We start from the raw sequence: 19,946 nt of genomic DNA, 5'->3' as shown, positions 1-19,946 counted from the left end.
GCAAAGACAACAGTGTTCGTTTACTGACCCTTGATCGCGGCACGCCCCGGGTAGGCCACCCGGTCACCGAGGTCCTGCTCGATCACCAGCAGACGGTTGTACTTGGCGACGCGATCGGAACGGCACAGCGAGCCGGTCTTGATCTGGCCGGCGGCGGTGCCCACCGCCAGGTCGGCGATGGTGGTGTCCTCGGTCTCGCCGCTGCGGTGGGAGATCACCGCGGTGAAGCCGGCATCCTGGGCCATGCGGATCGCGTCGAGGGTCTCGGAGAGCGAACCGATCTGGTTGAACTTGATCAGGATGGAGTTGCCGATCTGCTCGTCGATGCCACGCTTGAGGATCCGGGTATTGGTGACGAAGAGGTCGTCGCCGACCAGCTGCACGCGGTCACCGAGCTTGTCGGTGAGGGCCTTCCAGCCGTCCCAGTCGGACTCGTCCATGCCGTCTTCGATGGAGACGATCGGGTACTGGTCGCACAGCTCGACCAGGTAGTCCGCGAAACCGGCGGCGTCGAAGCTCTTGCCTTCGCCGGAGAGCTGGTACTGGCCGTCCCTGTAGAACTCGGAGGAGGCACAGTCCAGCGCCAGGGTAATGTCGGAGCCGAGCGTATAGCCGGCGTCACTCACCGCCTGCTTGATCACCGCCAGGGCCTCGGCGTTGGAGGCCAGGTTGGGGGCGAAGCCGCCCTCGTCGCCCACCGAGGTGGACAGGCCGCGCGCGGACAGCACCTTCTTCAGGGCATGGAAGATCTCGGCGCCCATGCGCAGGCCTTCGCGGAAGCTGGGCGCCCCCACCGGCTGGATCATGAACTCCTGGATGTCGACGTTGTTGTCGGCATGCTCGCCGCCATTGAGGATGTTCATCATCGGTACCGGCATGCGGTACTGGCCCGGCTGGCCGTAGAGCTCGGCGATATGGGCGTAGAGCGGCACGCCCTTGGCGGCGGCGGCGGCCTTGGCGGCGGCCAAGGACACGGCGAGGATGGCGTTGGCACCCAGCGTGGCCTTGTTGTCGGTGCCGTCGAGCTCGAGCATGGCGTTGTCCAGGCCACGCTGGTCGCGGGCATCCATGCCGACCAGGCGCTCGCGGATGGTCCCGTTGACGGCCTCGACGGCCCTCAACACGCCCTTGCCCAGGTAGCGGGACTTGTCGCCATCGCGCAGCTCGAGGGCCTCGCGGGAACCGGTGGAGGCCCCGCTCGGGGCACAGGCGGAGCCGGTGGCACCGCTTTCCAGGCGCACGTCGGCCTGGACGGTGGGGTTACCGCGGGAGTCGAGCACCTCGAGGGCGCGGATATCGACGATCTTGGTCATGTTGTGTCGTCCTTAGCGAGTCAGCGTTGGGGGAAATCAGGCAATCTCGAGCGGGGCAAACCCCTTCACCAGGTCGTCCAGGGCCTTGAGCTGGGCCAGGAAGGGCTCGAGCTTGTCGAGCGGCAGCGCACAGGGGCCGTCGCACTTGGCGTTGTCCGGGTCCGGGTGCGCCTCCAGGAAGAGGCCGGCCAGCCCCACGGCGACCCCCGCCCGGGCCAGCTCGGCGACCTGGGCGCGACGCCCGTCGGCGCTGTCGGCCCGGCCACCGGGGCGCTGCAGGGCATGGGTGACATCGAACAGCAGCGGGTAGCCGGTCTGCTTCATGTCACCGAAGCCGAGCATGTCCACCACCAGGTTGTTGTAGCCGAAGCTGGTGCCGCGCTCGCAGAGGATCAGCCGGTCGTTGCCGGCCTCCTCGCACTTGCGCAGGATATGGCGCATCTCGTGGGGCGCCAGGAACTGCGGCTTCTTGATGTTGATCACCGCCCCGGTCGCGGCCATCGCCACCACCAGATCGGTCTGGCGGGCGAGGAAGGCCGGCAGCTGGATGACATCGGCCACCTCGGCGACGGGCCTGGCCTGCCAGGGCTCGTGGACATCGGTGATGATCGGTACGCCGAAGCGCGCCTTCACCTCGGCGAGGATCTCCAGGCCCTTCTCGAGGCCCGGTCCCCGGAAGGAGTGGATCGAGCTACGGTTGGCCTTGTCGAAGCTGGCCTTGAACACGTAGGGCATGCCCAGACGCCCGGTGACCTCGACATAGGCCTCGGCGACCTCGAGGGCCAGCTCGCGGGATTCCAGCACGTTCATCCCGGCGAACAGGGTCAGCGGCAGGGCATTGCCGACCGGCAGGCCGGCAACGTCGATATGGCGTTCGGGGGCGGTCATCGACCTTACTCCTGCGGGGCGGTCTGGGCACGGGTGCGCACCGCCTTGTGCTCCAGGGCCGCGTTGACGAAGCCGGTGAACAGCGGGTGGCCGTCACGGGGGGTCGAGGTGAACTCCGGGTGGAACTGGCAGGCCACGTACCAGGGGTGGTCGGCCAGTTCCACCATTTCCACCAGGGAGTTGTCGACGCTGCGTCCGGAGACCACCAGGCCGGCCTTCTCCAGGCCCTCGACGAACTGGTTGTTGACCTCGAAGCGGTGGCGGTGGCGCTCGACGATCTCGTCGTCGCCGTAGGCCTCGCGGGCCCTGGAGCCCGGCGCCAGGCGACAGACCTGGCCCCCCAGGCGCATGGTGCCGCCGAGGTCGGAGGCCTCGTCGCGCAACTCGATCTTGCCTTCCGGATTGATCCACTCGGTGATCAGGCCGACCACCGGGTGCTGGGTGTCGTGGGTGAACTCGGTGGAGTTGGCGTCGCTCCAGCCGGCCTTGTGGCGGGCGAACTCGATGACCGCCACCTGCATCCCCAGGCAGATGCCCAGGTAGGGGATCTTGTTCTCCCGGGCGAAGCGGGCCGTGGCGATCTTGCCCTCCACGCCGCGCTCGCCGAAGCCACCGGGTACCAGGATGGCGTCCTTGCCGGCCAGGCGTTCCGGGCCGTGGCGCTCGATGTCCTCGGAGTCGATATAGTCGATGTTGACCTTCACCCGGCTCTGGATGCCGGCGTGCACCAGCGCCTCGTTGAGCGACTTGTAGGCGTCGAGCAGCTCCATGTACTTGCCGACCATGGCGATGTTGATCGACTTGAGCGGGTTGAGCTTGGCATCGAGCACGCGAACCCACTCGGCCAGGTCGGCCTCCTCGGCTTCCAGGCGCAGCTTGTCGCAGACGATCTCGTCCAGGCCGTGCTCGTGGAGCATCAGCGGGATACGGTAGATGGTGTCGGCGTCCTGCAGCGGAATGACCGCTCGCTCCTCGACGTTGGTGAACAGCGCGATCTTGCGCCGCTCGGTTTCCTCCAGCTCCACCTCGCTGCGACAGATCAGGATGTCCGGCTGGATACCGATGGAGCGCAGCTCCTTGACGCTGTGCTGGGTCGGCTTGGTCTTGGTCTCGCCGGCGGTCTTGATATAGGGCACCAGGGTGAGGTGCATAAAGATGGCACGACTCGCGCCCAGCTCGCTGCGGATCTGGCGGATCGACTCGAGGAAGGGCAGCGACTCGATGTCGCCCACGGTGCCGCCGATCTCGACCAGGGCCACGTCAGCGCCCTTGCCGCCCTCGTAGACGCGTCGCTTGATCTCGTCGGTGATGTGCGGGATCACCTGCACGGTACCGCCCAGGTAGTCGCCGCGGCGCTCCTTGCGCAGCACGTGCTCGTAGACCCGGCCGGTGGTGAAGTTGTTGGCCTGGCTCATCTTCGTGCGAATGAAGCGCTCGTAGTGGCCGAGGTCCAGGTCGGTCTCGGCGCCATCCTCGGTGACGAACACCTCGCCGTGCTGGAAGGGGCTCATGGTGCCCGGATCCACGTTGATGTAGGGATCGAGCTTGAGCATGGTGACCTTGAGGCCGCGGGCCTCGAGAATCGCCGCCAGCGATGCCGACGCGATGCCCTTGCCGAGAGAGGACACAACGCCGCCGGTCACGAAGATATATCGTGTCATGGAGAACCTGTCGAAACGTGATCGGTAGGCCCGGCAGGAAGCCGCGCCAGGATGGGACGACAGCGTAGCAGAATACGACCAATGGCTCAATTTGGGCGCCCAGCGCCCAAGCGGAATAGTGCACCCCCACTGCGGACACCCGGTAAGCGGGCCGATGAGGCGAGCGGCGCCGGGGACAGGTCGTAGAGGGGGTCTTTTGCCATGGATGGCAAAAGTAGCGCCCAAGGAGGGGTTCACAGCGCCCCCTCGTAGACCTGTCGCCGGAAAAGCCGCGTTATCGGATTCGAGCCTCGAGCCTCGCAGCCCGTGGCTCGCGACTGACACGAAGCGTCTCGCGCGTGGCCCGAAGCCCATCGCCCGCGGCTTACACCTCCAGATAGTCGAGGATGCCCTCGCCGGCCTGGCGTCCCTCGTAGACCGCGGTGACCACCAGGTCGGAGCCGCGCACCATGTCACCACCGGCGAAGATCTTCTCGTTGGTGGTCTGGAAGGCGTGGGCGCCATGCTCCGGCGCCGTGACCCGGCCGCGCTCGTCGACCTCGATGCCCACGGTCTCGAACCAGGGCGCCGGGCTCGGCTGGAAGCCGAAGGCGATGACCACGGCATCGGCGGGCACCACCTCCTCGGAGCCCGGCACCACCTCGGGACGCTGGCGGCCGTTCTCGTCGGGCTCGCCGAGGCGCGTGCGCACCACCTTGACCCCCTCGACGCCGTCCTCGCCGACCACCGCCACGGGCTGGCGGTTGAACAGGAACTCGACGCCCTCCTCGCGGGCGTTGGCCACCTCCTTGCGCGACCCGGGCATGTTCTCCTCGTCGCGCCGGTAGGCGCAGGTCACCGCCGCGGCACCCTGGCGGATGGCGGTGCGGTTGCAGTCCATGGCGGTGTCGCCGCCGCCCAGCACCACGACCCGCTTGCCCTCGAGGGAGACGTAGTCCGCCGGGTCCTTCTCGAAGCCCAGGCAGTGGTTGACGTTGGCGATCAGGTAGTCGAGCGCCTTGTGCACGCCGGGCAGGTCCTCGCCGGGGAAGCCGCCCTCCATGTACTTGTAGGTGCCCATGCCGAGGAACACCGCGTCGTACTCCTCGAGCAGCGTGTCGAAGGACATGTCGCGGCCGATCTCCACGCCCAGGCAGAACTCCACGCCCATCTCCTCGAACACCGCCCGGCGTCGCTCCATCACGGTCTTCTCGAGCTTGAACTCGGGGATGCCGAAGGTCAGCAGGCCGCCGATCTCGGGGTACTTGTCGAACACCACCGGCTTGACGCCGTTGCGCACCAGGATGTCGGCGCAGCCGAGCCCCGCCGGGCCGGCGCCGATGATCGCCACGCGCCTGTCGGTCCAGGTGACGCCGGACATGTCCGGGCGCCAGCCCATGGCGAAGGCGGTGTCGGTGATGTACTTCTCCACCGAGCCGATGGTCACCGCCCCGAAGCCGTCATTGAGGGTGCAGTCGCCCTCGCAGAGGCGATCCTGGGGGCAGACCCGGCCGCACACCTCGGGCAGCGAGTTGGTGCGGTGGGAGAGCTCGGCGGCCTCCAGGATGTTGCCCTCGCTGACCAGCTGCAGCCAGTTGGGGATGTAGTTGTGGACCGGGCACTTCCACTCGCAGTAGGGATTGCCGCAGTGCAGGCAGCGGTGTGCCTGGCTGGCCGCCTCCTGGGGGTTGTACGGCTCGTAGATCTCGGCGAACTGGCGGGCCCGGGTACGGGCCGGCTTCTTCTCGGGGTCCTGGCGACCCACGTCGATGAACTGGAAATCGTTGCTCAAACGGTTGGCCATGTTCTGTGCTCCTCTCTGCGGGCTTACTCGGGACGCCGACGGGATTCTTCCAGCAGGCTGGCGAGGCTCGCCGCCTTGGGCTTCACCAGCCAGAAGTGGCGGACGAAGTCGCTGAAGTCCTCGAGGATGTCGCGGCCGCGCTGCGAGCCGGTCTCCGCGACGAACTCCTCGATCACCTCCCTCAGGTGTCGCCGATGGGCCTCCATGGCCTCGGTGTTGATGCGGTGGATCTCCACCAGTTCATGGTTGTACTTGTCGACGAAGGTGCGGTCCTCATCGAGCACGTAGGCGAAGCCGCCGGTCATGCCCGCGCCGAAGTTGACGCCGGTCTCGCCAAGCACCGTGATCAGGCCGCCGGTCATGTACTCGCAGCAGTGATCCCCGGCCCCCTCGATCACCGCATGGGCACCGGAGTTGCGCACCCCGAAGCGCTCACCGGCGGTCCCCGCGGCGAACAGCTTGCCGCCGGTGGCGCCGTACAGGCAGGTGTTGCCGACGATCGCCGTCTTGTGGCTCTCGAAGCGACTCTCGCGGGGCGGCACGATCACCACCTTGCCGCCGTTCATGCCCTTGCCGACGTAGTCGTTGGCATCGCCTTCCAGGTAGAGGTTCAGGCCACGGGCGTTCCACACACCGAAGCTCTGGCCGGCCACGCCGCGGAAGCGGGCGGTGACCGGCGCCTCCTCGAGGCCCGCCTCGCCGTAGCGCTTGGCGATCACGCCGGAGGCCAGGGCGCCGACGGAGCGGTCGCAGTTGGTGATGGCGAACTCGAACTCGCCGCCTGACCTGTCCTCGATGGCCGCCTTGAGCGCCTCGAGCACCTCCTGGTTCTTGGCACCCGGGTCATGCGGCACGTTGCGGCTGACGCGGCAGAACTGCGGCGCCTCGGCCGGCACGAAGTCGTTGGTCATCAGCGGCGACAGGTCGAGCCTGCGCTGGGAGGGCGTCACCCCCTCGATCGCCTCGAGCAGGTCGGTGCGCCCGATCAGGTCGGTGAGCTGGCGCACACCCAGCAGGGCCATCAGCTCGCGCACCTCCTCGGCGATGAAGCGGAAGTAGTGCTTGACCATGTCCACGGTGCCGCGGAAATGCTCGTCGCGCAGGTACTGGTGCTGGGTGGCCACGCCGGTGGCGCAGTTGTTGAGGTGGCAGATGCGCAGGTACTTGCAGCCCAGCGCGACCATCGGCGCGGTGCCGAAGCCGAAGCTCTCGGCGCCGAGGATCGCCGCCTTGATCACGTCGAGGCCGGTCTTCAGGCCGCCGTCGGTCTGCAGGCGGATCTTGTCGCGCAGGCCGTTGATGCGCAGCGCCTGGTGGACCTCGGGCAGGCCCAGCTCCCAGGGGCTGCCGGCATGCTTGATCGAGGTCAGCGGGCTGGCCGCGGTGCCGCCGTCATAGCCCGAGACGGTGATCAGGTCGGCATAGGCCTTGGCCACGCCGGTGGCGATGGTGCCGATGCCGGGCTCGGAGACCAGCTTCACCGAGACCTGGGCGTCCGGGTTGACCTGCTTGAGGTCGAAGATCAGCTGGGCCAGGTCCTCGATGGAATAGATGTCGTGGTGCGGCGGCGGCGAGATCAGGGTCACGCCGGGCACCGAGTAGCGCAGCCGGGCGATCAGCTCGTTGACCTTGCCGCCGGGTAGCTGGCCGCCCTCGCCGGGCTTGGCGCCCTGGGCCACCTTGATCTGCAGCACCTCGGCGTTGGCCAGGTAGGCCGGGGTGACGCCGAAGCGGCCGGAGGCGATCTGCTTGATCTTGGAGCTGCGGATGGTGCCGTAGCGGACCGGGTCCTCGCCGCCCTCGCCGGAGTTCGAGCGCCCGCCGGCCTCGTTCATGGCCTGGGCCAGGGCCTCGTGGGCCTCCGGCGACAGCGCGCCCAGCGACATGCCGGCGCTGTCGAAGCGCGGCAGCAGGCTCTCCACCGGCTCCACCTCGGAAAGCGGCAGTGCCGTCTCGGCCGGCTTGAGCCTGAGCAGGTCGCGGATGGTGGCCGGGTCACGGTCGTTGACCAGCGCCGCGAACGTCTTCCACTTGGCGTAGTCGCCCTCCTGCACGGCCTCCTGCAGGGCCTTGACCACATCCGGGTTGTAGGCGTGGTACTCGTGGCCGTGCACGTATTTCATCAGGCCGCCATGGGAGATGCTCTTGCGCGGCTTCCAGGCGTCCTTGGCCAGCAGCTCCTGCTGCAGCTGCAGCTCGGCGAACCCGGTGCCCTCGATGCGCGAGGCCATGCCGGTGAAGCACAGCTCCATGACCTCGGAGGCCAGCCCCACGGCCTCGAACAGCTGCGAGCCGCGGTAGGAGGCGAGCGTCGAGATGCCCATCTTGGAGAGGATCTTGAACAGCCCCTTCTGCAGCCCCTTGCGGTAGTTCTCCCGGGCATCGGCCGGATTGCCGACCAGTTCGCCTGTGCGGTGCATGTCGGCCATGACCTGGTAGGCCAGCCAGGGATAGACCGCGGTGGCGCCCACGCCGAACAGTACCGCCATCTGGTGGGCGTCGCGGGCATAGCCGGTCTCCACCACGATGTTGACCCGCGGGCGCAGGGCCAGGCGCCCCAGGTGATGGTGCACGGCCCCCACGGCCAGGGCGGCATGGATCGGCAGTTGGCCCTTCCGAAGCTCGGCGTCGGAGAGCACCAGGATCACCTTGCCGTCGTGGGCGGCCTGCTCGGCCTCACGACACAGCGCCTGGAGGGCGGCCTTGAGGCCGACCGATTCGGGGTCGTAGCCCAGCGTCAGGGTGTGGCTGGCGAAGGCCGGGTCCTCGTGGGTGACCAGGGCGGTGAACTTGCGCGGCGACAGCACCGGCGTGGTCAGGATGATGCGATGGGCATGCTCCGGGGTCGCCTTGAAGACGTTGCGCTCGGCACCGATACAGGCCTCCAGCGACATCACGATCGCCTCGCGCAGCGGATCGATGGCCGGGTTGGTGACCTGGGCGAACTTCTGGCGGAAGTAGTCGGTCAGCAGCCGATGCTTGCCGGAGAGCACCGCCATGGGCGTGTCGTCGCCCATCGAGCCCACCGCCTCCTGGCCGCTCTCGGCCAGCGGCCGCAGCACCTGGTCGCGCTCCTCGAAGCTGACCTGGAACATCTTCTGCTGCACGGCCAGCGCCTCGGCATCCATGTTCTGGAAACGCGCCAGCTCGGTGAGCGCCGACTCGAGGTAGTTGGCTTCCTGCTTGAGCCAGCGCTTGTACGGGTAGGCGGACTTGAGCCGCTCGTCGATGTCGGCGGTGTGCAGCACCTCGCCGGTCTCGGTGTCCACGGCCAGGATCTGGCCGGGGCCGACCCGCCCCTTGGCGACCACGTCCTCGGGCCGATAGTCGTAGGTGCCGATCTCGGAGGCCAGGGTGATGTAGCCGTTCCTGGTGATCACCCAGCGCGCCGGACGCAGGCCGTTGCGGTCGAGCATGCACAGCGCCTGGCGGCCATCGGTCATGACCACCCCGGCCGGGCCGTCCCACGGCTCCACGTGCATGGAGTTGTACTCGTAGAAGGCCCGCAGGTCGCCGTCCATGATCTCGACGTTCTGCCAGGCCGGCGGCACCATCATGCGCACCGCGCGATGCAGGTCCATGCCGCCGGTGAGCAGGACTTCCAGCATGTTGTCCATGCTCGAGGAGTCGGAGCCGGTGGTGTTGACGATCTCGTCGAGCTCGGCGATGTCGGGCAGCCGTTCGTTGACGAAGTTCTCCTTGCGGGAGTTCGCCCAGCCACGGTTGGCCTCGATGGTGTTGATCTCGCCGTTGTGGGCCAGCAGGCGGAACGGCTGAGCCAGCGGCCAGCGCGGCGCGGTATTGGTGGAGAAGCGCTGGTGGAAGACGCAGATCGCGGTTTCCAGGCGTGCATCGCCCAGGTCCCGGTAGAAGGCCGGCAGGTCCACCGGCATCACCAGCCCCTTGTAGGAGACGACCTCGGCAGACAGCGAGCAGACGTAGAAGTCCTCGTCATCGCGCATGGCCTGCTCGGCCCGGCGGCGCGCCATGAACAGGTCGACATCGAAGGTGTCGCTTGCCGCTTCACCGGGCTCGACGAACAGCTGGCGGATCCGCGGCAGGCAGTCCAGCGCCATGGGACCGCAGACGCTGGCATCCACCGGCACCTCGCGCCAGCCCAGCACCGTCAGGCCATGGGCCTCGACCTGCTTCTCCAGGACCTCGCGCCCCCGGGCTTCCCGGGCATCGTCGTCGGGCAGGAAGATGGTGCCCACGGCGAAGCGCTCGCCGAGCTCGACCCCGAGAGACTCCTTGGCGATCTCGCGCATGAAGCCGTCGGGCATCTTCAGCAGCAGGCCGCAGCCGTCGCCCGTCTTGCCGTCGGCGGCGATACCGCCGCGGTGGGTCATGCAGGTCAGCGATTCGATGGCGGTCTGCAGCAGATCGTGGCTGGCCTGCCCCTCCATGTGGGCGATCAGGCCGAACCCGCAGTTGTCACGAAACTCGCCGGGTTGGTGAAGACCTCTGTTCATGGGCGTGCCTCAGGTGATAAGGGTGTTTTTATGCAGTTTCTTGTGATACGTTATAAAGTTTTTCTTTCTTCATAATGCCGATTTCGAGGCATCGAGACTGCATGGCAAAAGGTTGGACAGCATAGCCAGCCAGGCCCGCACCACGCAACGCCTCTTCCCTGCCCCGCGCCCCAAAACCATCGACAAATCCGTGACTTGCGATCGATAAAAAGAAAAAAACCCCGGCAACTCAACGAGTTGCGCACCCTCAAAACGGGCGTTTCGCGCCCGCCCGACACGCACTAGACTTTAGTCTAATATGCCGCCGACTCCCCATACCGATGCTGCATAAGGCATGCGAATTGATTAAACCCACCCCGCGCATCGGCCGTGCCGGGGCCCGGAAACGACGACGCCCGCCGGAACGGCGGGCGTCGATACGGGACGGGGCGGCACGGATCAACGGCGGGGAAAGGCCTCGAGCAGGGAGGCCAGGCGCCCGGCAGGGGTCTGGTCGTGGACACAGGCCTCGCCCAGGCGCTTGAGCAGGATCAGCCGCAGCCGGTCGTCGAGGTTCTTCTTGTCGAGGCGCATGATCGCCAGGAAGTCCTCCGGGGTCATGTCGGCGGGTGCCGCCAGGGGCAGGTCCGCCGCCGCGAGGATCGCCCGGGTCCGCGCCACGTCCGACGCATCGAGCCACCCCAGCCGCTGCGAGAGCTCGGCGGCCATCAGCATGCCGGTGCCGACGGCCTCGCCGTGCAGCCAGCGTCCATAGCCCTGGTGCGTCTCGATGGCGTGGCCGAAGGTGTGACCCAGGTTGAGCAGCGCCCTCACCCCCTGCTCGGTCTCGTCCTCGGCGACGATCTCGGCCTTGAGGCTGCAGCTGCGCTCGATCGCTCGGGTCAAGGCCGTGGCGTCGAGCCCGCGCAGTGCCGCCATGTGTGCTTCCAGCCACTCCAGGAAGCCCGCGTCGCGGATCAGGCCATACTTGATCACCTCGGCGAGGCCGGCGGACAGCTCCCGGGACGGCAGCGTCGTCAGGGTGTCGGTATCGATCAGCACCGCCCGGGGCTGCCAGAAGGCGCCGATCATGTTCTTGCCCCGCGGATGGTTGACCCCGGTCTTGCCGCCCACCGAGGAGTCCACCTGGGACAGCAGGGTGGTCGGCACCTGGAGGAAGGCCACGCCGCGCTGGTAGCAGGCCGCGGCGAAGCCGACCATGTCACCGATCACGCCGCCGCCCAGGGCCACCAGGGTGCAGCGGCGGTTGAAGCCCGCCTCGAGCAGGGCATCCCAGATGCGCTCGACGCTGGCCAGGGTCTTGGTGGCCTCACCGTCCGGCAGCACCAGCTCGCGCACATCGAGGTCGTCGTCGAGACCCTGCCTCAAGCGCGACAGGTAGAGGGGCGCCACGGTCTCGTTGGTCACCACCATCACCTGCCGACCGGCCAGGTGGGGCCCCAGCCAGCGGGGATCACCCAGCAGCCCCGGGCCGATGTGGATGGGATAGCTGCGCTCGCCCAGGGCCACCCGCAGGGTGCTCAGGGCATCGTCCGGTTGTGTCATGGTCTCAGGCCTTGCACTGGAGGGGGTCGATCAACCGCTGGACGCGGCGCACGATCTCGTTGACCACGGCCCGGGGGCCGCGGCGGTCGGTTCGCACGATGATGTCGGCCGTGGCCCGGTACAGCGGGTCCCGCTTGACGAACATCTCGCGCAGCACCTGCTCGCGGTCATCGCGCTGCAGCAGCGGACGGTTGCGATCCTTGGCGGTCCGCCGCAGTTGCTGTTCCACGGTGGTGTAGAGGTAGACGACGGTGCCGCAGTCGCGCAGCACACGCCGATTCTCCTCGCGCAGCACGGCACCGCCACCGGTGGCGATGACCACGTTCTCGAGCCGGGCCAGCTCGCGGATCATCTGCGTCTCGCGGTCGCGGAAGCCCGCCTCGCCCTCCACGTCGAAGATCCACGGGATGTCGGCGCCGCAGCGGGCCTGGATCTCGTGGTCGCTGTCGAGGAACTCACGCGACAGCTCGGCCGCCAGGAGGCGGCCGATGGTGCTCTTTCCAGCCCCCATGGGACCGATCAATATCAGGTTGGGTAGTGCCGGCATCAGCGAATCGCCAGGTTGTCATCCAGTATTCGGGGCGTGATGAATACCAGCAACTCTACCTTATCATTCGTGTTCTCGGTATGCCGGAAGAGGTTTCCGAGCACCGGCAGGTCGCCCAGGAACGGCGTCTTGAACAGGCTGCGCACCTGCTCGGTGGTGAGAATCCCGCCCAGCACCACGGTCTGGCCGTTGTCCACCAGCACCTGGGTGGTGATCTCGTTGGTGTCGATGGAGGGCACGCCGCCGAACAGTTCGCCCACGGTGTCGTTGTTGATCACCAGGTCCATGATGATCCGGTTGTCCGGGGTGATCTGCGGCGTCACCTCCAGGGACAGCACGGCCTCCTTGAACTCGATGTTGGTGGCCCCGCTGGAAGCAGCCTCCTGATAGGGGATCTCGGTGCCCTGCTTGATCACCGCCGTGCTCTGGTTGGCGGTGATCACCCGCGGCTGGGAGATGGTCTGGCTCTTGCCCTCGCTCTCCAGCGCCCGCAGCTCCAGGTCGAGCAGGATATCCCCCGACAGATAGCCGAAGGCGAAGGAAGAGGCCGGGTTACGGTCCCCGGCGAGATCGACGGCCAGACCACCGCGATCCCGGTACACCAGCTCATCTGCGACAGGGTCAAAAAACGTTTGACCGGGATTAGTGGCCGCGCCATCCACATCGATTCGACTCCCCCCTGGACGAGAAAGCCCCCAGTTCACCCCCAGCTCTCGGGTGGCGCTGTCCCGGGCGATGACGATCCGCGCCTCGATCTGCACCTGGCGCACCGCCACGTCCAGCTGCTCCAGGGTCTGGATGATGGCATCGATCTGCTCGGCGGTGTCCTGCACCAGCAGGGTGTTGGTGCGCACGTCCACCGCGACCCGTCCCCGCTCGGTGAGCAGCCCGAAGCCGGTGTCGCTGCGCAGCAGCGCCGCCAGGTCCCCGGCCTTGGCGTACTTGACCTGGATGTACTCGGTCTCGAGCGGCGCCAGGGTCTCGAGCTGTTCCTGGGCCTCCAGCTCCTGGCGCTCGAGCTGGGCCAGCTCCGCGGCCGGCGCCACCACGATGACGTTGCCTTCCTGGCGGCTGGCCAGGCCATGGCTCTTCAGCACCAGGTCGAGGGCCTGATCCCAGGGCACATCCTCGAGGTTGAGGGTGACGCGGCCGGTGACGCTGTCGCTGGCCACCAGATTGAGGCCGGTGAAGTCGGCGATGATCGCCAGCACCGAGCGCACCTCGATGTTCTGGAAGTTGAGGGTGATGCGCTCGCCGGTGTAGGGGAACTGCTCGCGCACCTGCTGCTCGCGCTCCGCCGGGGTGACCGGCTGGGCCGAGATGGTCAGCTGACGCCCGGTCTGGGTGGAGAGCATGGCGAAGTCGCCGCTGCCCTCGATCTCCAGGGTCACGCCGTCGCCGCCGACCCGGGGGGTGATCCGCCTGAGGGGCGTGCCGAAGTCACTGACGTCATACACCTGGTTCAGGGAGGCCGGCAAGCTCACGCCCTCCAGACGGGCCACGATATTGGAGCGGCCGCTCTCGCGGACCCGGGCGTCGACGCCCGCGCGGTCGAAGGTGACCACCAGGCGTCCGGCGCCCTCGTCGCCGCGCCGGAAATCGATATCCTGGATGCTCGGCCCGGCCGCATCGCGGGTGGGCGCGGACGCCGTGGAGGCAGAGCTCGTCGGGGCCGCCGCGGCGACCCCGCCGCCGATGGACAGCCGCAACCGATCGCCCCGCTGCTCGGTGTCGTAGGGCAGCGGCCCGGCGAGATCGAAGACCAGCCGGGTCCGGGAGCCGGCCTCCAGGGCGGTGACCCGTTCGACGCCGCCGATCCCCAGCTCCTGGCGACGACGCTCCAGGCCGCTGGACGTCTCCATCAGGTCGATGGTCAGCCGGGGGGGATCGTCGAGGCGGTAGCCCCGCACCTCGGGCACCGGCCCGCTGAAGTCGAGATCCACCTCGAGGGCTCCGCCGGCTCCCTGACGGAAATCGAGGTTGGTGAGCGTGGAGGCGGCCATGGCGGCGGTGGGTATCGCCAGCATGGCCAGCGCCGCGAGCGCGCGTGTCATCGGTTTCATGGTTCCCCTCTCCCCTGCTGCGTACCGCTCATCCGTCCCTGTCGGGGCGGCGCGTTATTATCTAGCCATCCAGCGTCAGCAGCGTGCTGCGCTCGATCCACCCCCCCCGGCCGGTGGGCACGATCTCCACCAGTTGCACCGAGGCCTGGGTGATCCCCACGATGCGCCCGAAATCCGAGCCCATGTGATCCCCGACCCGCAGGCGATGCACGTTGCCGTTCGGCGCCCTGACCAGGGCGGAAGGCTGCCCGCCCACCATCAGCGTCCCCACCAGGGCCAGGTCGTCGAGGCTGTAGGCCTCGAGGGGATCCCGGGGACGCGAGGTGTCCGGCGCCAGGTCGGCATCCGCGACCGGCAGCTCGCGGCTCTCGGGCAGGCGTGCCTGGAAGGGACTGCGGGCGTCGGCGAAGCGATAGTCCACCGAACGATAGACCGGCATCGGCGGCAGCGGCTCGAGGGTCAGCGCCCCCGGGTCGCCACGCAACTTGGCGAGCTCCCGCTCGAGCCCGGTGAGATCGGGATCGCTGCAGGCACTCAGGACGACCGCCAGGGACAGCACGCCCCCCATGCACAACCAGTTCCTCATTGCGACCCCTCCTCCTCGGGCGACGCCTCCGGCGGCTGATAGCTGTAGGTCCGGGCCAGCATCGACAGCTCCAGCCGGTTGTTGTCCGTCGGCTCGAGCTGGAAGTCGTGCTGCGTGACGATGCGTGGCAGATCCGCGACACCCGCGATGAAGGAGCCGATGCGGTGGTAGTCGCCGCGCACGCGGATGTCGAAGGGTCGCTCGACATAGAACTCCTGGCTCACCGGGCTGCGCAGTCGAATGAAGTCGATGGTCAGTTGGTTGTCGATGGCCGTCTCGCTGATGTCGTCGATCAGCGACGGAATCTCCGGCCCGCTGGGCAGCATCGCCACCAGGGTCGCCAGGCGGCCATCCAGCTCCTCGACCTGCTCGCGCAGGGCCGGCAGGTTCGCCGCCTGGGCCGCCTTGCTGCGGAAATCCCGCAGCAGCTGCTGCTCCTCCTGTCGCGCCTGCTTGAGCTCTTCGGCCTTGGGCGCCGCCAGGTACCAGTACATGCCGGCGAAGGTCAGGCCCAGCACCAGCACGCAGCAGATCAGCTGCAGCAGGAAGGGCCAGCCGCCGGACTCCTTGATGTCCAGCTCGCCCCAGTCGAGGTCACGCAGGCGCCGGAATTCCGTGGACAGGTTCATTTCGCCACCTCCTTCACCGCCGCCCCCGGCATGTGCTGGTTGACGCTCAGGTTGAAGCGTCGGTTGTCCTCGGCGGACTCCACCTCGGACAGCACCGGCACATCGAAGACCGGTGAGGCCTCGAGCGCGCGCAGCTGGTCGGAGACCCGCCGATTGTCCTCCGCCAGGCCGCTGAGCTGCAGCGAATCGCCCTGGCGGGCGAGACTCGCGTAATGGACCCCCGGCTCGAGGCTCTCGGCCAGCGCATTGAAGACATGCACGGTCTGCGGCCGCTCGGCCTGGAGCCGCTGGAAGACCTCGATGCGGCGCTTGAGGGTGGCGATCTGCTGCTCGTACTCGCTGACCGCCCGGATATCGCGATCCAGCGCGACGGTCCGCTCACGGATCAGCGCATGGCGTTCCCGCTGGGCCTCCAGCTCCTGCTCGTAGTGCCAGGTCATGCCGTAGCCGGCCCCCAGCCCTACCAGGCCGACCAGCAGCAGCGCCATGTAGAATCGCTTGCTGCGGGTCTGGCGCTGTTCCTCGCGCCAGGGCAGCAGGTTGATCTCGATGGTCATGAGCGCCCCCTCATCGCCAGGCCGCAGGCCGTCAGCATGGCCGGGGCATCTCCGGCCAGGGTCTGGACATCGATCCGCGGATTCACTTTCATGCGCCGGAAGGGGTTGGCGATCACCACCTCCATGCCGCTCTCCTCGGCGAGGCGATCCGCCAGGCCAGGCAGCACGCCGGTCCCGCCGGCCAGGATCATGCGGCGCACCTCGTGCTTACGCCCGGCGGTATAGTAGAGCTGCAGCGAGCGACCGACCTGTTGCACCAGGGTATCGAGAAAGGGATCCAGGACGCTGTGCTGATAGTCCTCCGGCAGGCCGCCGCGCTTCTTGGCCAGCCCGGCCTCTTCCAGGCTCAGGCCGTAGCGGTCGCGGATCTCCTCGGTGAGGGCCCGGCCGCCGAAGACGGTGTCCCGGCTGTAGGTGATGCGCCCGTTGCGCAGCACATGGAAGGCGTTCATGTTGGCGCCGATATCCACCAGGGCCACACAGTCCTCCTGGCCGGCCGCCGGCGGCAGCCGTGACCCCAGCTCGGTCACGGCCCGCTCCATGGCGAAGGTTTCCACGTCCACGGCGGCCGGCGTCAGGCCGGCCTGGCGCAGCGCCTCGGTCAGCTGACCGACGTCCTGGTTGCGACAGGCGACCAGCAGCACGTCCTGCTGGTCGCCATAGCGGGAATTGAGCCCCAGGCGCTGGAAGTCGAAGGCCACCTCGCTGAACGGAAAGGGGATATGCTTGTCGGAATCGAGCTGGATCCGCGCCTCGATCTCGTCATCGGCAAGGGAGGCGGGTAAGGTGAGGGTCTTGGTGATCGCGGCGCTGGCCGGCACCGCCGCCGACGCCCGTGTGCTGGAGGGCCGGGCATGATCCACCGCACGCTTGAGGGCATCGACCACCTCGCCCATGTCGCGGATCCGCCGCTCGACGACGGCCCCTTCCCGCAACGGGCGGACGGCATAGCTCTCGACCTGATAGCCGGCCCCGACCCGCTTGAGTTCGATGAGCTTGACGGTGGCCGAGGTGATATCGACCCCGATAAGCCCTTTACCGGATGCCCCGAATCGCATCTAGATCATGCCCCCGACTGAACCTGGCGGCGAGCCGCTCGTTATAATGCCCCACTTCACCACTGGATGAAGGTACCAGCAGGCCAGGACCTGTAATCCGAGGTTACATGAAACTTCCAAATCTCACACGACTCGGGTGTCGCAAAGCGTCAACGCTGGTGGTCACCGGGCCGGGTTCCTATAATGGCCGGCGCGTCCCGAGACCCGCTCCGCGTCCCGTCATCGTTCCCGTTCTCAGCATGGATACCGCCTTTTCATGACGTTCATCAGAAAACTGGCTCTCTCGGCCCTGTGGCTGCTGGCATCGCTCTCTGCCGCCACGCTGCTGGCCGTGATCGGCGCCGCCCTCTATTTCGCTCCGGGATTGCCGGATGTCCGTCAGCTGCAGGACTTCGAGCTGCAGACGCCACTGCGCATCTTCACCCAGGACGGCAAGCTGATCGGCGAGTTCGGCGAGGAGCGGCGCCTGCCGGTCGAGTTCGACGAGATTCCCGAGGAGATGGTGCAGGCCCTGCTCGCGGCCGAGGACGCCGGCTACTTCGATCACCGTGGCGTCGATCCCAAGGGCCTGGCCCGTGCCGCCGTGGAACTGGCGGCCAGCGGCGGCGACATCCAGTCGGGCGGCTCGACCATCACCATGCAGGTGGCCCGCAACTACCTGCTGACGCTGGACCGCACCTACACCCGCAAGGTCCGCGAGATCCTGCTGGCGCTGCAGATGGAACAGATCCTCAGCAAGGAGGAGATCCTCGAGCTCTACGTCAACAAGATCTTCCTGGGCCATCGCGCCTACGGCATCGCCGCGGCGGCCGAGGTCTACTACGACCGTCCGATGGACGAGCTGACCCTGGCCGAGCAGGCGATGATCGCCGGCCTGCCCAAGGCGCCCTCCGCCCTCAACCCGCTGGCCAACGCCGAGCGCGCACTGATTCGCCGCAACTGGATCCTGTTCCGCATGCGCGAGCTCGGCTTCATCGACCAGCCGGCCTACGACGAGGCGGTCCAGGCCCCGATCACCGCGCGCCGTCACATCACCCAGGCCGAGGTCCAGGCCGACTACGTGGCCGAGATGGCCCGCCAGTTCGCCGTCGAGCGCTTCGACGACGCCTACACCGGCGGCTATCACCTCTACACCACCCTGGACAGCGAGTTGCAGCCGCAGGCGCGCCGCGCCCTGGCCGAGGGCCTGATCGCCTACGACACCCGCCACGGCTGGCGCGGCCCGGAACAGACCGACATCCCCCGCAGTCTGGCCGAGGCCCAGGAGCGCACCGACCGCGAGGGGCTCGAGGAGGAGCTCGCCGAGTCCCCCGAGGTGATGGCCACCGCACGACGCGCCGCCGAGCGCAGCCAGAGCGAGGTCGAGGGCATCGACGGCGACGTCAGCAACTGGCTGCAGGTACTGGAACGCACGCCGGTGCTCGGCCCCCTGGAGCCGGCCATCGTGGTGGAGAGCGAGGGGCGCGAGATGCGCGTGCTGGCCCGCGGCGGCGAGGTCAGGAGCCTGGACTGGGAGGGGCTGGAGTGGGCTCGCCCCTACCGCAGCGCCCGCAGCCGGGGGGCGGCACCGGACACCGCCGCCGAGATCGCCAGCCCCGGCGACCTGGTGCGCATCCTTCAGCGCGAGGACGGCAGCTGGCGCCTCTCGCAGCAACCCCAGGCCCAGGGCTCGCTGGTGGTGATGGACCCCGAGACCGGCGCCATCCTGGCCCTGCAGGCCGGCTTCGACTTCGACGCCAGCAAGTTCAACCGTGCGACCCAGGCGCGCCGTCAGGCCGGCTCCATCTTCAAGCCCTTCATCTACCTGGCCGGCCTGAACAGCGGCGAGATCAACCCGGCCAGCGTGATCAACGACGCCCCGGTGGTGATGGAGGATGGCAGCAACGAGCTGTGGCGCCCCAACAACTCCAGCGGCGACTTCCTCGGCCCGACCCGTCTGCGCGTCGGCCTGGCCCGGTCGCGCAACCTGGTGACCATTCGCCTGCTCCAGACCCTGGGCCTGGAGCGCACCATCGGCTTCCTCGAGGATTTCGGCTTCGATCCCGAACGCCTGCCCCACGGCCTGGCACTGGCGCTGGGCAGCACCAGCCTGACCCCCCTGGAGATGACCCGCGGCTATGCGGTGCTGGCCAACGGCGGCTTCGCCATCGAACCCTGGCTGATCCAGCGAGTGACCCGTGGCGAGGAGCAGGTCCTGGTGGAAGAGGCCGACCCCATGGTGGCCTGCCGGGAGTGCTCCGAGAACCAGACCACCGTGGAGCGTGACGGCGAGACCTACCGGGTCGCGCCCCGGGTCGCCGAGCCGGCCGCGGTCTACCTGCTGCGCGACATGCTGCGCGACGTGGTCGAACACGGCACCGCCCGCCGTGCCCTGGCGCTGGAGCGCTCCGACATCGTCGGCAAGACGGGCACCACCAACGACCAGCGCGACGCCTGGTTCGCCGGCTTCAACACCGACCTGGCGACCACCGTCTGGGTCGGCATGGACGACAACACCTCCACCGCCGAGTACGGCTCCCAGGCCGCCCTGCCGATCTGGGTCGACTTCATGGGCCACGCGCTGGACGGCCGTCCGGAGGCGCTCCCCGAACGGCCGGAGAACGTCGTCACCCGCCGGGTCGACCCGGACACCGGTCGCCTGCTGCACGACGACCAGGCCGGCGGCATCGAGGAGCTGTTCCGCGCCGATCATCTCCCCAGCTACCAGCCGCGACGGGTCGACCAGGCGGTGGAACAGGAAAGCGGCTCCCAGGGGACCGCCGCCTACGAGGCCATCTTCTGAACCGGCCCCGGCGGACGAGGCGACCCACGGGGCGCCTCGTCCGCGCCCCGCTACGCCGACAT

The 19,946-nt window shown here is 68.1% G+C and carries 13 protein-coding genes; 1 reads left to right on the top strand and 12 read right to left on the bottom strand.

The window, feature by feature from the left end; all coding sequences use genetic code 11:
* Positions 1-20: 20 nt before the first annotated feature.
* The 12 genes from eno to OCT48_RS02455 all read right to left on the bottom strand — a co-directional run bounded on the left by eno (position 21) and on the right by OCT48_RS02455 (position 17,102).
* Positions 21-1,313 carry a phosphopyruvate hydratase gene (gene eno / locus OCT48_RS02510; RefSeq protein ID WP_263591179.1) on the bottom strand — a complete coding sequence of 431 codons (1,293 nt, stop codon included), beginning with the start codon at positions 1,311-1,313 and terminating at the stop codon, positions 21-23.
* Between the two features lie 36 nt (positions 1,314-1,349).
* Positions 1,350-2,201: a 3-deoxy-8-phosphooctulonate synthase gene (gene kdsA / locus OCT48_RS02505; RefSeq protein ID WP_263591178.1), complete on the bottom strand. Its 852-nt coding sequence runs from the start codon at positions 2,199-2,201 to the stop codon at positions 1,350-1,352.
* Between the two features lie 5 nt (positions 2,202-2,206).
* Complete coding sequence (locus OCT48_RS02500; protein ID WP_263591177.1) at positions 2,207-3,862, bottom strand: CTP synthase; 1,656 nt, start codon at positions 3,860-3,862, stop codon at positions 2,207-2,209.
* Between the two features lie 364 nt (positions 3,863-4,226).
* Positions 4,227-5,645 carry an FAD-dependent oxidoreductase gene (locus tag OCT48_RS02495; protein ID WP_263591176.1) on the bottom strand — a complete coding sequence of 473 codons (1,419 nt, stop codon included), beginning with the start codon at positions 5,643-5,645 and terminating at the stop codon, positions 4,227-4,229.
* A 23-nt stretch (positions 5,646-5,668) separates the two neighbouring features.
* The gene (gene gltB, locus OCT48_RS02490; RefSeq protein WP_263591175.1) at positions 5,669-10,117 is read right to left on the bottom strand and encodes a glutamate synthase large subunit; all 4,449 of its coding nucleotides are present in this window, start codon (positions 10,115-10,117) and stop codon (positions 5,669-5,671) included.
* Positions 10,118-10,555: 438 nt separating this feature from the next.
* A complete protein-coding gene (gene aroB / locus OCT48_RS02485) occupies positions 10,556-11,662 on the bottom strand; it encodes a 3-dehydroquinate synthase (RefSeq protein ID WP_263591174.1) in 1,107 nt (368 codons plus the stop codon).
* 4 nt (positions 11,663-11,666) lie between these two features.
* Complete coding sequence (gene aroK / locus OCT48_RS02480) at positions 11,667-12,209, bottom strand: shikimate kinase AroK (RefSeq protein ID WP_263591173.1); 543 nt, start codon at positions 12,207-12,209, stop codon at positions 11,667-11,669.
* A complete protein-coding gene (gene pilQ, locus OCT48_RS02475; protein WP_263592563.1) occupies positions 12,209-14,263 on the bottom strand; it encodes a type IV pilus secretin PilQ in 2,055 nt (684 codons plus the stop codon). The genes aroK and pilQ overlap by 1 nt, the downstream gene beginning before the upstream one ends.
* A 70-nt stretch (positions 14,264-14,333) precedes the next feature.
* Positions 14,334-14,858, bottom strand: a complete 525-nt coding sequence (locus tag OCT48_RS02470) for a pilus assembly protein PilP (RefSeq protein ID WP_263591172.1) — start codon at positions 14,856-14,858, stop codon at positions 14,334-14,336.
* The gene (locus tag OCT48_RS02465) at positions 14,855-15,487 is read right to left on the bottom strand and encodes a type 4a pilus biogenesis protein PilO (protein ID WP_263591171.1); all 633 of its coding nucleotides are present in this window, start codon (positions 15,485-15,487) and stop codon (positions 14,855-14,857) included. The genes OCT48_RS02470 and OCT48_RS02465 overlap by 4 nt, the downstream gene beginning before the upstream one ends.
* Positions 15,484-16,044, bottom strand: a complete 561-nt coding sequence (locus OCT48_RS02460; protein ID WP_263591170.1) for a PilN domain-containing protein — start codon at positions 16,042-16,044, stop codon at positions 15,484-15,486. The genes OCT48_RS02465 and OCT48_RS02460 overlap by 4 nt, the downstream gene beginning before the upstream one ends.
* Positions 16,041-17,102 carry a pilus assembly protein PilM gene (locus OCT48_RS02455; protein ID WP_263591169.1) on the bottom strand — a complete coding sequence of 354 codons (1,062 nt, stop codon included), beginning with the start codon at positions 17,100-17,102 and terminating at the stop codon, positions 16,041-16,043. Before OCT48_RS02455 ends, OCT48_RS02460 begins: the two co-directional genes overlap by 4 nt.
* Positions 17,103-17,358: 256 nt before the next feature.
* Here OCT48_RS02455 and OCT48_RS02450 point away from each other — a divergent pair, with 256 nt between their 5' ends.
* Positions 17,359-19,884 carry a penicillin-binding protein 1A gene (locus OCT48_RS02450; protein WP_263591168.1) on the top strand — a complete coding sequence of 842 codons (2,526 nt, stop codon included), beginning with the start codon at positions 17,359-17,361 and terminating at the stop codon, positions 19,882-19,884.
* Positions 19,885-19,946 lie beyond the last annotated feature (62 nt).

This window comes from Halomonas sp. M4R1S46 (genome assembly GCF_025725685.1).
Lineage (GTDB): Bacteria > Pseudomonadota > Gammaproteobacteria > Pseudomonadales > Halomonadaceae > Halomonas.
Note: the sequence above shows the minus strand (reverse complement) of the source record. Positions and strands in the feature narration are given on the sequence as shown.

Bases quoted from the DNA above. Each gene is read 5' to 3' on its own strand.
- eno (WP_263591179.1), bottom strand. From the start codon at position 1,313: ATGACCAAGATCGTCGATATCCGCGCCCTCGAGGTGCTCGACTCCCGC.
- kdsA (WP_263591178.1), bottom strand. From the start codon at position 2,201: ATGACCGCCCCCGAACGCCATATCGACGTTGCCGGCCTGCCGGTCGGC.
- OCT48_RS02500 (WP_263591177.1), bottom strand. From the start codon at position 3,862: ATGACACGATATATCTTCGTGACCGGCGGCGTTGTGTCCTCTCTCGGC.
- OCT48_RS02495 (WP_263591176.1), bottom strand. From the start codon at position 5,645: ATGGCCAACCGTTTGAGCAACGATTTCCAGTTCATCGACGTGGGTCGC.
- gltB (WP_263591175.1), bottom strand. From the start codon at position 10,117: ATGAACAGAGGTCTTCACCAACCCGGCGAGTTTCGTGACAACTGCGGG.
- aroB (WP_263591174.1), bottom strand. From the start codon at position 11,662: ATGACACAACCGGACGATGCCCTGAGCACCCTGCGGGTGGCCCTGGGC.
- aroK (WP_263591173.1), bottom strand. From the start codon at position 12,209: ATGCCGGCACTACCCAACCTGATATTGATCGGTCCCATGGGGGCTGGA.
- pilQ (WP_263592563.1), bottom strand. From the start codon at position 14,263: ATGACACGCGCGCTCGCGGCGCTGGCCATGCTGGCGATACCCACCGCC.
- OCT48_RS02470 (WP_263591172.1), bottom strand. From the start codon at position 14,858: ATGAGGAACTGGTTGTGCATGGGGGGCGTGCTGTCCCTGGCGGTCGTC.
- OCT48_RS02465 (WP_263591171.1), bottom strand. From the start codon at position 15,487: ATGAACCTGTCCACGGAATTCCGGCGCCTGCGTGACCTCGACTGGGGC.
- OCT48_RS02460 (WP_263591170.1), bottom strand. From the start codon at position 16,044: ATGACCATCGAGATCAACCTGCTGCCCTGGCGCGAGGAACAGCGCCAG.
- OCT48_RS02455 (WP_263591169.1), bottom strand. From the start codon at position 17,102: ATGCGATTCGGGGCATCCGGTAAAGGGCTTATCGGGGTCGATATCACC.
- OCT48_RS02450 (WP_263591168.1), top strand. From the start codon at position 17,359: ATGACGTTCATCAGAAAACTGGCTCTCTCGGCCCTGTGGCTGCTGGCA.